Annotated in this window: 13 protein-coding genes; 6 read left to right on the forward strand and 7 right to left on the reverse strand. The window is 63.2% G+C overall.

Going from position 1 to position 14,492, the window contains the following annotated elements; all coding sequences use genetic code 11:
* Nucleotides 1-87: 87 nt before the first annotated feature.
* Together gluQRS and dksA are read right to left on the reverse strand one after the other, a co-directional pair.
* Entirely contained in the window at nt 88-993 is a 906-nt protein-coding gene (gluQRS, locus tag BHD08_RS21465) for a tRNA glutamyl-Q(34) synthetase GluQRS (RefSeq protein ID WP_015275905.1), read from the reverse strand.
* An 89-nt stretch (nt 994-1,082) separates the two neighbouring features.
* Nucleotides 1,083-1,529, reverse strand: coding sequence for an RNA polymerase-binding protein DksA (dksA, locus tag BHD08_RS21470; RefSeq protein ID WP_003284903.1), 447 nt, complete (start codon nt 1,527-1,529; stop codon nt 1,083-1,085).
* Nucleotides 1,530-1,720: 191 nt separating this feature from the next.
* Between dksA and BHD08_RS21475 the strand changes: the two genes are divergently transcribed.
* From BHD08_RS21475 to BHD08_RS22985, 5 genes are all read left to right on the forward strand, one after another.
* A complete protein-coding gene (locus BHD08_RS21475; RefSeq protein WP_015275906.1) occupies nt 1,721-2,893 on the forward strand; it encodes a pyridoxal phosphate-dependent aminotransferase in 1,173 nt (390 codons plus the stop codon).
* Nucleotides 2,893-3,600, forward strand: coding sequence for a DNA/RNA nuclease SfsA (gene sfsA / locus BHD08_RS21480; RefSeq protein WP_015275907.1), 708 nt, complete (start codon nt 2,893-2,895; stop codon nt 3,598-3,600). Before BHD08_RS21475 ends, sfsA begins: the two co-directional genes overlap by 1 nt.
* Before the next feature lie 263 nt (nt 3,601-3,863).
* Nucleotides 3,864-4,784, forward strand: a complete 921-nt coding sequence (gene rfbD, locus BHD08_RS21485) for a dTDP-4-dehydrorhamnose reductase (RefSeq protein ID WP_125024838.1) — start codon at nt 3,864-3,866, stop codon at nt 4,782-4,784.
* Between the two features lie 114 nt (nt 4,785-4,898).
* Complete coding sequence (locus BHD08_RS21490) at nt 4,899-5,798, forward strand: AEC family transporter (RefSeq protein WP_125024841.1); 900 nt, start codon at nt 4,899-4,901, stop codon at nt 5,796-5,798.
* 41 nt (nt 5,799-5,839) lie between these two features.
* Nucleotides 5,840-6,001 (forward strand): hypothetical protein, encoded by a 162-nt coding sequence (locus BHD08_RS22985; RefSeq protein WP_015275910.1) that lies wholly within the window; start codon nt 5,840-5,842, stop codon nt 5,999-6,001.
* 64 nt (nt 6,002-6,065) lie between these two features.
* Here the strand turns inward: BHD08_RS22985 and BHD08_RS21495 are convergent, their stop codons facing one another.
* Both BHD08_RS21495 and BHD08_RS21500 read right to left on the reverse strand, forming a co-directional pair.
* Entirely contained in the window at nt 6,066-6,794 is a 729-nt protein-coding gene (locus BHD08_RS21495; RefSeq protein WP_305777732.1) for a VC0807 family protein, read from the reverse strand.
* A 112-nt stretch (nt 6,795-6,906) separates the two neighbouring features.
* A complete protein-coding gene (locus tag BHD08_RS21500; RefSeq protein ID WP_125024846.1) occupies nt 6,907-7,854 on the reverse strand; it encodes a YbhN family protein in 948 nt (315 codons plus the stop codon).
* Nucleotides 7,855-8,129: 275 nt separating this feature from the next.
* On the opposite strand from BHD08_RS21500, the gene BHD08_RS21505 reads away from it, so the two are divergent.
* Complete coding sequence (locus tag BHD08_RS21505) at nt 8,130-8,453, forward strand: cytochrome P450 (RefSeq protein ID WP_256678749.1); 324 nt, start codon at nt 8,130-8,132, stop codon at nt 8,451-8,453.
* Nucleotides 8,454-8,458: 5 nt separating this feature from the next.
* Here BHD08_RS21505 and BHD08_RS21510 read toward each other — a convergent pair whose 3' ends face one another.
* The 3 genes from BHD08_RS21510 to purH form a co-directional block, all read right to left on the reverse strand.
* Complete coding sequence (locus tag BHD08_RS21510; RefSeq protein ID WP_125024848.1) at nt 8,459-11,263, reverse strand: hybrid sensor histidine kinase/response regulator; 2,805 nt, start codon at nt 11,261-11,263, stop codon at nt 8,459-8,461.
* Nucleotides 11,264-11,379: 116 nt separating this feature from the next.
* The gene (purD, locus tag BHD08_RS21515) at nt 11,380-12,672 is read right to left on the reverse strand and encodes a phosphoribosylamine--glycine ligase (RefSeq protein WP_125024850.1); all 1,293 of its coding nucleotides are present in this window, start codon (nt 12,670-12,672) and stop codon (nt 11,380-11,382) included.
* 198 nt (nt 12,673-12,870) lie between these two features.
* Nucleotides 12,871-14,475, reverse strand: coding sequence for a bifunctional phosphoribosylaminoimidazolecarboxamide formyltransferase/IMP cyclohydrolase (purH, locus tag BHD08_RS21520; protein WP_125024852.1), 1,605 nt, complete (start codon nt 14,473-14,475; stop codon nt 12,871-12,873).
* Nucleotides 14,476-14,492 lie beyond the last annotated feature (17 nt).

Raw genomic sequence — 14,492 nt, forward strand, 5'->3', positions numbered from 1 at the left:
CAGGCGATGGTAGAGCAGCGGCACGTTGCAAGCCACCAGCGGAGGGCAAAACCGACTTTGTGCTCGCGCCTTGTTGCTGCCGGCTACTCAGCGCAGCTGTGCTTCTGCCAATGTCCGGGTGCGCGGGATGCGATCGGCATTCCAGTGCCTTACCGCCCAGGTGAGGATTTCGCCCGGGAGGGCGTCACTCAACTCATCTGCAGGCTGCTGGCCGAGCGCGCGCAGTGCGCGTAGCAGCAGCGGGCTGGCCTCATGGGGTTGCAGTGGTGGTGAGCGGTAGCTCTTGCCGAGCTTGTGGCCGTCTGGCTGGATGATCAGCGGCAGATGCAGATAGCGCAGTTGCGGCAGACCAAGCAGTTCCTGCAAGTAGAGCTGGCGCGGCGTCGAGTCGAGCAGGTCGGCGCCGCGCACGACGTCGGTCACACCCTGCCAGGCGTCGTCCAGCACCACGGCCAGCTGATAGGCGATCAGGCCGTCGCGACGGCGGATGACGAAGTCGCCGACCTCGCGGCCCAGATGCTGGCGGAACTCGCCCTGCACACGATCGACGAAGCCGTATTCTCGATCAGGCACGCGCAGGCGGATGGCGGCATCGTCGAGGCCGTTCCCGGCCGTGCGGCAAAAGCCGGGATAGGGGCCGGGGTAGGCTTCGAGCTGCTTGCGCGAGCAAGTACAGGCATAAGCCAGCCGTTGCTCCAGCAAGCGGTCAATCGCATCCCGATAGGCATCATGACGCTCACTCTGGCGCAGCATTTCGCCGTCCCACTCGAAGCCGTAGCTGATGAGCGTTCCGATGATGGCTTTCTGCGCGCCGGGCATTTCCCGCGGTGGATCGATGTCTTCCATGCGCAGCAGCCAACGACCGCCGACCGCGCGGGCGTCGAGATAGGAAGCAAGGGCGGCGACCAGTGAGCCGAAATGCAGATAGCCGCTGGGCGTCGGGGCAAAACGGCCGACGTAGCGCTCGGTGTGGGCAGATGTGGCAGAAGGCATGGCGGAGCCGGCGCGATCAGGGATGGCGGGGCGGATGAGGCGCAGCAGAGACGGAAATGAAGCGGGGCGCCGAAGCGCCCCGTTCGGGATCAGGAACCGATCTGCTTTTCCTTGATCTCCGCCAGCGTCTTGCAGTCGATGCAGAGCGTGGCGGTAGGGCGGGCTTCCAGTCGGCGGATGCCGATCTCGACGCCGCAGGAATCGCACCAGCCGTATTCGTTGTCTTCGATCAGCTGCAGCGTTTCGTCGATCTTCTTGATCAGCTTGCGCTCGCGGTCGCGGGCGCGCAGTTCCAGGCTGAACTCTTCTTCCTGGCTGGCGCGGTCGGCCGGATCAGGGAAATTGGCAGCCTCGTCCTGCATGTGGTGCACGGTGCGATCGACCTCTTCCATCAGCTCCTGTTTCCACTTGTTCAGGATGCCAGTGAAGTGGGCGCGCATCTTGTCGCTCATGTATTCCTCGCCCTTGCTTTCCTTATAGGGCTCGAAGGCGCGAATCAGTTGCTTGCTCGACGGTGTTTCTTTGGTAATGGGCATGGATGAACGCCTCTCGCTATGTCCATTGCGCAGGATGATTTGTCCCTTGCCGGCCCGTGCCGGCCCTGCGGCTGCAAGCGGGCGAACTTACCAGATCGGATCGGGGTGCGCTACTCCCGAATCCAACAGTAACTGCAGCAGTATCGGGACCTTGGGTAGAATTCACGTTTCGTTCTCAACAGGAAGGTCAGATGACCTCGTCATACAGTGCGCGCAGTCGCGCAATCGAACCTTTCCACGTCATGGCGCTTTTGGAGCGGGCGAACCAGCTGCAAGTTCAAGGCCACGACGTCATTCATCTGGAAATCGGCGAGCCGGATTTCACTACCGCCGCGCCCATCGTCGCTGCAGGGCAAGCGGCGCTGGCCGCCGGGCACACGCGCTATACCCCGGCGCGCGGCCTGCCTCAGCTGCGCGAAGCAATTGCGGCTTTCTACGCGCAGCGCTATGGGTTATCCATCGACCCCGGACGCATCCTGATTACGCCCGGTGGCTCCGGCGCACTGCTGCTGGCGGCCAGCCTGCTGGTGGATCCCGGCAAGCACTGGTTGCTCGCCGACCCGGGCTATCCCTGCAATCGGCATTTTCTGCGGCTGGTGGAAGGCGCCGCGCAACTGGTGCCAGTCGGCCCCGACGTTCGATACCAGCTCACCCCCGAGCTGGTCGAGCGCTACTGGGATCGCGACAGCGTCGGTGCGCTGGTGGCATCGCCGGCCAATCCGACGGGCACGCTGCTGGAGCGTGACGAACTGGCCAGATTGTCCGCTGCGCTGAAAGAACGCGGCGGTCATCTGGTGGTCGATGAGATCTATCACGGGCTGACCTACGGCGTGGACGCGGCGAGCGTGCTCGAGGTAGACGATGACGCGTTCGTGTTGAACAGCTTCTCCAAGTATTTCGGCATGACCGGCTGGCGTCTGGGATGGCTGGTGGCGCCGCCGACTGCGGTGCCGGAGCTGGAGAAGCTCGCGCAGAACCTCTACATCAGCGCGCCGAGCATGGCTCAGCACGCGGCGCTGGCCTGCTTCGAGCCTGCGACACTGGAGATTCTCGAAGCGCGCCGCGCCGAGTTCGCTCGCCGGCGTGATTTCCTTTTGCCGGCCTTGCGCGAGCTCGGCTTCGGTATTGCGGTCGAGCCGCAGGGCGCGTTCTATCTGTATGCCGACATCAGCGCGTTCGGCGGCGATGCCTACGCGTTCTGCCAGCACATGCTGGAAACCGAGTTCGTTGCGATCACCCCCGGACTGGACTTCGGCCGCTTTCAGGCCGGGCATCACGTGCGCTTTGCCTATACCCAGGATCTGCCGCGCCTGCAGCAGGCGGTCGAGCGCATTGCCCGTGGCCTGCGCAGCTGGCAAGCCTGATGCGTTTCGCGCAACCCCTGGAGCAGGGGCGCCTGGTCAAGCGCTACAAGCGTTTTCTCGCCGACATCGTCACGGACGAGGGCGAAGCGCTGTGCATCCACTGCCCGAACACCGGCTCGATGCTCAATTGCATGGAGGAGGGCGCGCGGGTGTGGTTCCAGCGCAGCAGCGATCCACGGCGTAAATTGCCGGGCACCTGGGAGCTGGTCGAGACGCCGCAGGGGCGGTTGGCGTGCGTGAATACGGCGCGCGCCAATCCGCTGATCGAGGAGGCGCTGCTGAATGGGCAGATCACCGAGCTGGCAGGCTTCACGATGCTCAAGCGCGAGGTGGCTTATGGTGTGGAGAACAGTCGGGTGGATTTTCGTCTCGATTACGCTGGCATTGCCGCCTTCGTCGAGGTCAAGAGCGTCACGCTTGGCTTCGCCGACACGGCGGTGGCGGCATTTCCGGATGCGGTGACCCTGCGCGGCGCCAAGCACTTGCGTGAACTGGCGGCGTTGGCGCGTGCGGGAGTGCGCGCGGTGCAGCTTTACTGCGTCAATCTCAGCGGTGTCGAGGCGGTTCGGCCGGCACAGGAGATCGATCCGGTATATGCGGCCGCCCTGCGCGACGCAGTCGCGGCTGGGGTGGAAGTGCTCGCTTACGGCGTCGATTTGTCACCCACCGAACTGCGCATCAGTGGCCGATTGCCAGTGTTGCTGTGAGCTGCCATGAACGATGACGCGATAAATTTTTTGTGCACAGCCGGGGAACAAAGTGCCTTTCGTCTGGCCTCAACGAGGCTGGAAACCACAACCATCACGTACGGGTAGGCTCTGCTCCGCCGTTTGTTACGGCGTAATGACGCGATCCTGCCGGTTTCGATGGTTTCTTCGGGCGGCCTCGCGACCTGTGCGCGTGGCGTCGTGGACAGACTTGATTTCGGACGTTCGCCTTGCTGCGGGCGTCATCGATGAGGCGACAAAGAATGCGAATCCTCGTTTGCGGTGCTGGTGGCCAGGTTGGTCGAGAGCTGGTTGAGCGAGCGGCAAGTTTTGGCTTGGAAGTGCTGGCGCCTGCTCGGGCGCAGCTGGACATTGCCAAGCCGGAACAGGTTGCAGCGGCAATGCAGCAACGCCCCGGGCTGATCATCAATGCGGCGGCTTACACCCATGTGGACAACGCTGAATCCCATGGCGAACAGGCCTATTCGGTCAACCGGGATGGTGCGCGTAATCTCGCCGAGGTCGCGGAACGTGCCGGTATTCCGCTGTTTCATATTTCTACCGACTACGTGTTCTCTGGAGAGGCCGACCATCCGTATCTCGAGAGCGATGAAACCGGGCCGACCGGGATCTACGGCGCGAGCAAGCTGGCCGGTGAAGAGGCGATCCGCGCCTGCCTGCCCGCCCATCTGATCCTGCGTACCAGTTGGGTGTATGGCGTGCATGGGCACAATTTCGTCAAGACCATGCTGCGGCTCGCTCGGCAGCGCGACGCGCTCGGCGTGGTGAGCGACCAGATTGGCTGCCCGACCGAGGCAGGGACCATCGCTTCGGTCCTGTTGGAATTGGCTCGGCGCCATGCCACCGGCGCCAAGCTCGCTTGGGGGGTGTACCACTACAGCGGCGCACCGGCCTGTTCATGGTACGACTTCGCCGTCGAGATCTTTCGCCAAGGCGAAGCCGCCGGCCTGATTGCACGGCAGCCGAGCGTATCGCCGATCGCAACCGCGCAATATCCAACGCCTGCTCGCCGTCCGGCCTGGTCGGTGCTCGATTGCAGCCGGTTCGAGTCGACGTTTGGCCTTGCGCCCCACTCCTGGCAGGATGATCTGGGCGACGTCATTGCCAGCCTGCGTCAGCAGGAGCAACGCTCCGCCGTTCGCGAAAGAACCTTTCGCGCCTGATGCGGCGCCCACGGTGGCCGCCTGGCCATCGTGCGATTTCTCCAGTCACAGGTGTATTCTTGCGCCCCCGCGCCTGGGCGCGGCCTGACGTTCGGCTCTAGGGAGAGGCGCAGCATGGTGGTGGTGTTGGCAATCCTGCCGATCTTCGGTCTGATTTCGCTCGGTTATCTGTTCGGCTGGCGCCAATGGTTGGGCAACGAGGGTGCCGCCGGCTTGGCGAGCGTCACCTTCAAACTGTTCATGCCGGCGGTGTTGTTCAGCGGAATCGCTCGTGCCGAGCTGAGCGACGGCATGTCGCCGATGCTTCTGCTGGCCTACTTCGTGCCGGTTCTGCTGGTATTCCTGCTGGTCAACGCGGTTGCCCATCAACGGGCCGGGCGGGCAACGCCGTTGGGCCTGACCGCCGCCTATTCAAATAATGTGCTGGTCGGTATTCCGCTGGTGACGACGTTGCTTGGCGCAGAAAGTCTGGTCTACGTCTTCGCCATCCTGGTGTTCCACAGCCTGGTGCTGTTCTCGTTGCAGAGCTTCTATGCGGCGCTGGGCGACGGCGACAAGGTAAGCGTGCCGGCCCTGCTGAAAAATCTGGCGAACCCGCTGATCATCGGCCTACTGCTGGGTGCGTTGCTGAATGTCTCCGGCCTGGAATTGCCCGAGCCGCTGTGGCGCGTTGCCGGATGGCTGGCTCAAGCGGCGCTGCCTTGCGCACTGATGGTGCTGGGTATCAGCCTGTCGCGTTACCGGTTGCGACCCAGCGGCTCGGTACTGCTGCTGACGCTGATCAAACTGGCGCTGTTCCCGGCGCTGGTCTGGTGGTTAAGCGGCCTGCTGCCGGGCCTGACTGCGGACGCACGCAATGTGCTGGTGTTGCTGGCGGCCTGCCCTAGCGGAGTGAATGTGCTGGCCTTCGTCAAACATTCGGAGGACACCCGGGCGGTGAGTTCGACGGTTTTTCTGTCCACGGTGATGGCGGTCATCAGCCTGCCGCTCTGGATGGTGCTGGCGTCCAGCTGATTGCACCTTATTCGTTGGCAGCGGGCCGACTCGCCGTTTGCATGTCGGATTTTGTCGAACGCCCCCGGGCCGGGGGTGTCACAAAAACACAGACTTTGGAAACGGGAGAGAACAGCATGCTGAAATTCATCGGCGGGACCGCGGGCATCATTTTCATTATCGGACTGATCGTGGTGATCGGGATATTCAAGCTGCTGTTCTGATCGAACGGGAGCAAAAAAGGGCTGCCGACGCGTGTCGAGCAGCCCTTTTTTCATGCGTGACGTTCTACTTGCTGCGGCCCTGCTCCTGCGCACCGGCCATGATGTCCTCCAGACGCAAGCCGGTCAGGCCGTGGATGGTTCGCCAAAGGTAATAGAAGATCGCCATCATCATCAGCATGCTGGGAATCGCGATCATTGGGTAGCTGAGCAGCGTCATCCGCCCGAGTTCGGCGTTGAACGCCTCGCTGCCGGCCGGACTGTTGACGATCCACTTGGCCAGTACGTAATTCATGAACGACGAAAAGAAGAAGGTGCCGCTGAGCAGGTAGGTCGCGCGGAGCAGGCGCGTCTCGAAGTGCTCGACCTGGCCGTTGTGCTCGAGCTGTTCGTGAATCTTGTCCACGTTGAGCACCTTGGGGTTGTAAAGCAAGGTGCGAATCAGCGGGTAACGAGTGCGGGTCGAGGCCAGCACGGCGATGCCGATGATGCCCGGCACGGCGGCTTCCTTGACTGCCAGCCACTGGGTATCCAACTGCAGCAGACCGATGCCGCCGGTCAGCAACACGCTGATCAGGCCGAGCAGGGCGATCCAGTTGAACTTGCGGTACTTGGCCAGTTCCCATAGCCCCCAGCCCAGCGGGAAAGCCAGGGCGACCAGCAGTGCGCCATCGGCGCCGAGGCGATCTTCGCCACTTAGCTTCATCAGGATCAGCGACGGGAGCAGGATACTGACGGCCAGGTCGATCAGCGGGCGCGGTTTGTGTTCGGCGTGGGTGTGGATGGTATCGGTCATGACATCGGGATGGTCTGGAGAGGGCTGCATGATCGCCTGTGTGGCGTCGGTTCGCCAGACCATCTTCGTCGGTCTGGGCGTTGCGCGCGTTTATTCCGCTGTTCGTATGCCTTCAACGCCGCTGCATAGCGGCTCGGCGCTCGCGCCATTGGCCGTGTTCGAATGCCAGGACGATCAAAATGGCCAGAGCGAACGGCAACAGCAGATAGAACCCGCGGAAAACAATCAGCGCCGCCAGCACATCTACCGTGGGGAGCTCCGGAAGGGCCGCAAGAAACGTAAGTTCCAGTACGCCGAGCCCACCGGGAGCGTGCGACAGCAGGGCCAATGAAAACGAAGCGAGAAATACCCCGAGTATCGTCAGATAACCCGGGTTGTTCTCCGCTGGAAGCGCGAAATAGATGATCGCCGCTGCGCAGAGCAGCTCTAGTGGCCCGGCCAGCAGTTGCCGGCCGACGATCGGCAGCCGTGGATACTCGATGTGCCACTTGCCGAGGCGCCACGGAGCCAGTTGCCGCCAGGCGCCGAAGACGTACAGCGCAATCAACACAAGCAGCCCGGAGCCGACGGCGAGCGACACCCAGCGGGCGCTGTGGACGATGCGGTCCAGCAGTTGCGGTTTGAGGATCAAGACGACACCTGCGGTCAACAGCACTCCCAGCGCGAACGTCAGGGAACAGAAGACGATGAGAATGCCGATTTCCTGTGGCGTAAGCCCTTTGCTGCGGTAGGCGCGGTAGCGCACCAGGGCGCCGGAAAAAACCGACGCACCGATGTTGTGGGCCAGGGCATAGGTGGTGAACGAGCAGAGCGCGATGAACCACCAGGATATCCGCTTGCCCAGGTGCGCTATGGCGATGCGGTCGTACCAGGCCAGCGCGACGTAGGCTCCCAGGGTCGACAGTCCAGCCAACAGCCAGCCACCGGCACCGATCGCTTGCAAGCTATCGGTGAGTTCGGCCAGCGAGATATTGCGCACCTCGTGGTACAGCAGATAGCCGGACAGCAGCACAGCCGAGATCCCGATCAGGGTCCAGGCGACGTCGCTCCTCTTCATCATTGCGTGGCTCCTTGGGGAGTGTGCAGAACGGCCACGCTCGTCGCCAGCGCGTGCCGGTCGGCCTGATCGCCGCCAGGGCTATAACCGCCACCCTGTGTCGACTCGTCCAGATAATCGGCAGCAACCGGCCGGCTTTGTTCAGTTTTCCGACTCTCGGGGCATCCTCGCGGCAACGCTCGACACTGTGCTGTCGACTGCAGACTTGGCAAAAAGTGGAGTACGCCGTCCCGGTGACGAACACCTGCAAAGCTCGCTGGCGCTGCTTGGCGAAGGTGATGCTCGACCTGTGGGGCACCAACAGGGATCCGCGGCACTGGAGTGAAGCCGACGCATTTCAGCCTGAACGCTTTATTAATTGGCAGGGCAATGCCTTCAGCTTCGTGACCCAGGGTGGCGGAGATCCTGCCGAGGGGCATCGTTGTCCGGGTGAGCGACTGGCCACTGAACTTCTGAAGGTCGCGTTGCGCAGGCTGACCCGCGAGACGGAGTACGCGGTGCCTGCACAGGATCTGCGCATCGACCTGTCGCGCATGCCGGCGAAGCCGGAGAGTGGTCTGGTGATCAGCGATGTGACGCCGCTGGCTGATGGCTACCGGTAGCGCGGTCAGTCTACGCTTTCGGCCTGTTTGACCCGGACCCAGTGATCGATCAGCTCACGCAGATGCGAAAGCTCGACCGGCTTGGCCATATGGCCGTCCATGCCAGCCTCGCGCGCGCGCTCGCGGTGTTCGCTGAGGATGTGTGCCGTCAGCGCCACCACCGGCGTGCGTGAGCGCCCGTTGCGGGCCTCCCACTCACGCAACTGCTGGGTGGCTTGGAAGCCGTCGAGCACTGGCATCTCGCAGTCCATCAGAACCAGGTCGTATGGCTGAGCCTTGATGGCTTCCAGCGCCTCCTCACCGTTGCAGGCCGTGTCCGGCTGCAGGTTCAGCTTGTTCAGCATGCCGCGGATGACCTTGGTGGAGATGTTGTTGTCTTCGGCAACCAGGATGCGGAAGTCGCTGGGAACCTCGAGTGGGGCCAGGGGTGGCGACGCTAACGCGGGGCGAAGTTGGCTGCTCTGCAGGCGCTGCGCCAGTTCATCGGCGAGCGTGGTCTTCAGTGTGTAGCCAGCGACCGGCTTGGCCAAAATGCGCTTGATGCCGGCGTTGCGCGCGATGATCTTGCTGGGGGCGCTGCCCATGCCGGTAAGCATGATCAGCAGAATGTCATGGTTGAGGCTGGAGTCTTCCTTGATCTTGCTCGCCAGTTGCATGCCGGTCATGCCGGGCATGTCCTGGTCGAGCAGCACCACATCGAAGTACTCGCGCAGATGCGCCTTGGTCCGCAGCAGGGCCAGTGCCTCCTTGCCTGATGCAACGGCACTGACTTCCAGGCCCCAGGCGCTGCATTGCTGGACCAGAACCTTGCGGCAGGTGTCGTTGTCATCGACGATCAGCAGCCGCGTGCCCTGCAGTGGCCCGTCGAGATCGGCATTGTTCTGCGCCAGCCCTTCGCTGGCCAGCGGCAAACTGATCCATAGCGTGTTGCCCTGGGTAGTTCCTGTCTGGATGCCGAAATCACCGTCCATCAGCTGTACCAGCTGGCGGGCGATGATCAGGCCGAGGCGTCCGCCATGGCGCGTAGCCGCGAGGAAATCGTGGCTGTCTACCGCGGCATTGAGCAGCGCATCGCGCTCGTACGGCTCGAGCGGCCGGCCGCTGTCCTGTACGGTGATGCGCAAGCGAGGGTTGTCCTGTGGGCCGTCTACCGCTGCGATCAACAGCACTTCGCCTTCGTCGGTCTGCTTGAAGGCGTTTTCCAGCAGGTTCAGCAAGGTCTGGCGCAGGCGCGTCGGGTCACCGGCTACCACTTGCGGCAGCTGTGGCTGGATAAAGCTGATCAGCTCGACCTTCTGCTGTTCTGCCTTGGCGCGGAAGATGCTCAGACAGTCCTCGATCAGCGCATTGAAATCGAACTGCACATCATCGAGTTCGATCTGCCCGGACTCCAGCTTGGAGATGTCGAGGATCTCGTTGATCAGGTTGAGCAGCTCGTTGCCCGAGCTGTGGATGGTCTGCACGTAATCGCGCTGCTTGGCCGAGAGCGAAGTGCCGAGTAGCAGCTCGCTCATGCCCAGCACGCCATTCATCGGCGTGCGCAGCTCATGACTGATCTTCGACAGGAAATCAGCCTTGGTTTTCAGTTCGGCACTGGTGACCGCTTCGGCCGTGTACTGGGTGCGGCTATCGCTCTGCAGCTGACGTTGCCGTTCGAGAAGCGCGAAGCTGAGCAGCAGGCCGCCGAGTGTGGCGAGGCTGAACAGCCCGCCGGTCAGCCAGCCCGGATCGAGCTGATCGAAGCCCAGCAACATCGGCATGAAGAACACCATGCCGCTGTTGAACAGCGTCAGCCCGGCCACGACCAGGCGTGCTGGTTGGTAACCCTGGCGCCAGTGATAGAGCGCGACGAATAGCACGCTGAAGGAGGCGACCAGCCCCATCGAATAGATCAGCCAGCTATACCAGGGCCATTGGCCGAGCAGAATGCTGCCGGCCAGCGCCAGGATCAGATTGAACTCGAGACCCAGCAGCCAGGTGATCCAGGTGCGACCACGGTGGTGGAAGAAGCCCAGCGTATAGCCGAGCAACGCAGTGCTGGCCAGCAACGCAGCCAGATCAGCAATCAGTGGTTGGCTATAGGTCAGCCCCGGCAGCCAGACTGCGAGCACGCCCAGGTTGGCTACGGCGCAGACCAGCAGCGCGCCGTGCAACAGACTCAGCCAGATATGGGTGTAACTGAGCGTGTAGGCAAAACGCAGCAGGTTGTAGACCATCAGCAAGGCCAGCGCGCCGAACAGGGCGCCGAACAGGTAGGCCGGCTTGGTCTGGCTGACCAGGCCGCTGTCGTCGATGGTCTTGAACCAGGTCATCACCGGATGGCTGGACTGCAGGCGGATATAGGCTTCCCGCGGCTGGCCGTCATTCGGCAGGCTGAACAGGTAGGCGCGGTTGGGCAGAGGCCTGGTGCTGAGCGGCCGCAATTCGCCGGTGGCGGTGTGCTGCTCCAGTTGCCCATCGCGCAGCAGATAGAAATCCAGGTACTGCACGCGAGGTGCAAACAGCCAGAGCCACTTGGGTTTGGTCAGCGATGGCAGGCTGACCTGAAGCCAGACCGCCCGGTTGCTCGCCGGGGCACTGTAGGAAAGTTTATCGAGCCGCTGGAACAGCGCGCGCTGAGACAGCACCTCATCAAGCGTGAGCCCGCCGGACTGATCGATGAGGATTCGCCAGTTCTGCGGCACCGAGTCAGCTTCGACGAGGACGGTGGAGGGCGACGGCTGAGCAATGGCAGCCTGGGCCGACAGCGGGATCAGGTTGATCAGCAGCAGGCCGAAGATGACAGCGATGGCGATCCGGAGCCGACCCACTAGAGAAGTCCGTTCATGAGTGTGACGGCGGATTATAGCCATGCCGCCTTCGGCCTGTAATGCGTGCGGCGGCGATAAAACCTGGCGCCGCGCGCATTCCTGGCGACTGACCGGGATTAACCCTCGCCAAGCTCCCGGGCGATGGCGCGATAACCGATATCCTTGCGATAGAAGCAGCCATTCCAGCGGATTTTTTCCGCCAGACGGTAGGCCTGCTGCTGCGCTTCTGACACGCTGCGGCCGATGGCGGTCGCACACAGTACGCGGCCGCCGGCAGTGACCACCTGGCCCTGGGCGTTCAGCGCGGTGCCGGCATGGAACACCTTGCCATCCAGCACGGCTGCATCGTCCAGGCCTTCGATCACGTCGCCCTTGGCGTAGTCGCCCGGGTAGCCGCCAGCTGCCAGTACCACGCCCACGGTCGGGCGCGGATCCCAGGTGGCCTCTACCTTGTTCAGTGCCTTGGCCAGTGCGGCCTCGATCAGCAGGACCAGCGAGGATTCCAGGCGCACCATGATCGGCTGGGTTTCCGGATCGCCGAAGCGGCAGTTGAACTCGATGACTTTCGGCGCGCCGGCCTTGTCGATCATCAGGCCGGCATAGAGGAAGCCGGTGTAGACGTTGCCTTCGGCAGCCATGCCGCGCACGGTCGGGTAGATCACCTCGTCCATCACGCGCTTATGCACTTCGGCGGTGACCACTGGAGCGGGGGAGTAGGCACCCATGCCGCCGGTGTTCAGGCCGCTGTCGCCGTCGCCGACGCGCTTGTGGTCCTGGCTGGTAGCCATCGGCAGCACGTTCTCGCCATCGACCATGACGATGAAACTCGCTTCCTCGCCATCGAGGAACTCCTCGATCACCACACGGGCGCCGGCGTCGCCAAAGGCATTGCCGGAGAGCATGTCACGGACGGCATCCTCGGCTTCTTCCAGGGTCATGGCGACGATCACGCCCTTGCCCGCCGCCAGACCGTCGGCCTTGATGACGATCGGCGCGCCCTTCTCGCGCAGGTAGGCGAGGGCGGGCTCGACTTCGGTAAAGTTCTGGTAGTCGGCGGTCGGGATCGCGTGGCGAGCCAGAAAGTCCTTGGTGAATGCCTTCGAACCTTCCAGCTGCGCTGCGGCGGCGGTGGGACCGAAGATGTCCAAGCCGCGCGAACGGAACAGGTCGACGACACCCTTTACCAGCGGCGCTTCCGGACCAACAATCGTCAGCTGCACGTTGGCGGCGGCAAAGTCCGCCAGTTGCTCGATGGCCAGCACGTCGATGGCGACATTTTCGCACTTGGCTTCAGTGGCGGTGCCGGCATTGCCCGGGGCGACGAAGACCTTTGCGACGCGTGGGTCCTGCGCGACCTTCCAGGCCAGGGCGTGCTCGCGGCCGCCGCTGCCGATGATTAGTACATTCATTTCTCTCTCCCAATGGAGGCGGGCCGGTCGCCCGCTTGGTGGATAAGCGAAGCGTTATCCACCCTACGAATTCTGAGGTCGTGATCGGGCTGGTAGATGCAAGGCGCCCGATTCTTCACCCAGCGGAGTTGCCTTCTGGCAATGAGCATGGGGGAAGAGTCGGGCAACGCCGCAGATGCCTGTCCGAATGCGGCCGATTTAGTGGCGGAAGTGGCGCATGCCGGTAAACACCATGGCAATGCCGGCTTCATCAGCCGCAGCGATCACTTCGTTGTCGCGCATCGAGCCACCCGGCTGGATCACCGCAGTGATACCGGCCTTGGCCGCATTGTCGATGCCATCGCGGAACGGGAAGAACGCGTCCGAGGCCATCACCGCACCCGGAACCGGCAGGCCGGCATGTTCGGCCTTGATCGCGGCGATGCGCGCGGAGTTGACGCGGCTCATCTGGCCGGCACCAACGCCGACGGTCTGGCGGTTCTTGGCGTAGACGATGGCGTTGGACTTGACGAACTTGGCCACTTTCCAGGCGAAGATCAGGTCATGGATCTCCTGCTCGGTCGGCGCGCGCTGGGTGACGATCTTCAGGTCTGCTTCGGTGATCATGCCGATGTCGCGGCTCTGGATCAGCAGGCCGCCGTTGACGCGCTTGTAGTCCCAGCCCGGGCTGCGTTCGGCCGGCCACTCGCCGCATTCGAGCAGGCGCACGTTGGCCTTGCTGGCCACCACGTCACGGGCGGCTTGGGAAACCTTGGGCGCGATGATTACCTCGACGAACTGGCGCTCGACGATGGCCTGGGCGGTTTCGCCGTCCAGTTCGCGGTTGAAGGCGATGATGCCGCCGAACGACGACTCGCTGTCGGTGGCGTAGGCCAGGTCGTAGGCCTTGCGGATGCCGCCTTCGTCTTCCGGTACCACGGCGACGCCGCAGGGGTTGGCATGCTTGACGATCACGCAGGCAGGCTTGGTGAAACTCTTCACGCACTCCAGCGCGGCGTCGGTGTCGGCCACGTTGTTGAACGACAGCTCCTTGCCCTGCAGCTGCCTGGCGGTGGCGACGCAGGCTTCGTCCGGCTTCTCGACGTAAAAGGCGGCCTGCTGATGCGGGTTCTCGCCGTAGCGCATGTCCTGCGCCTTGATGAACTGCATGTTGTAGGTGCGCGGGAACAGGCTGCGATTTTCGGTGCTGAGCTGCTCGGTGCTCTGGTCGATGCCGCCGAGGTAGTTGGCGATCATGCCGTCGTAGCCGGCTGTGTGTTCGAATGCCTTGAGCGCCAGGTCGAAGCGCTGGGCGTAGGTCAGCCCGCCGTTCTTCAGGTTGTCGATCACTGCCGTATAGTCTTCGGCATTGACCACGATGGCGACGTCCTTGTGGTTCTTCGCCGCGCTGCGGACCATGGTCGGGCCGCCGATGTCGATGTTCTCGATGGCGTCCGGCAGGGTGCAGCCGGACTTGGCCACGGTGGCGGCGAACGGATAGAGGTTGACCGCCACCAGGTCGATCGGCGCGATGCCATGCTCGGCCATCACCGCGCCATCCAGGTCGCGGCGGCCAAGGATGCCGCCGTGGATCTTCGGATGCAGGGTCTTCACCCGTCCGTCCATCATCTCCGGGAAGCCGGTGTAATCGGCCACTTCGACGGCAGCGATGCCGTTGTCACGCAACAGCTTGAAGGTGCCGCCGGTGGAGAGGATCTCGACCCCGAGGGCTTCGAGTTCGCGGGCGAAATCGACGACGCCGGTCTTGTCGGACACGCTGATCAGCGCGCGGCGCACGGGGAGGCGGGTGGTTTGGTCGGTCATTGACGTTTCCTAGAGGC

It is taken from the genome of Pseudomonas sp. SCT, assembly GCF_003864275.1.
GTDB lineage: Bacteria > Pseudomonadota > Gammaproteobacteria > Pseudomonadales > Pseudomonadaceae > Stutzerimonas > Stutzerimonas stutzeri_AE.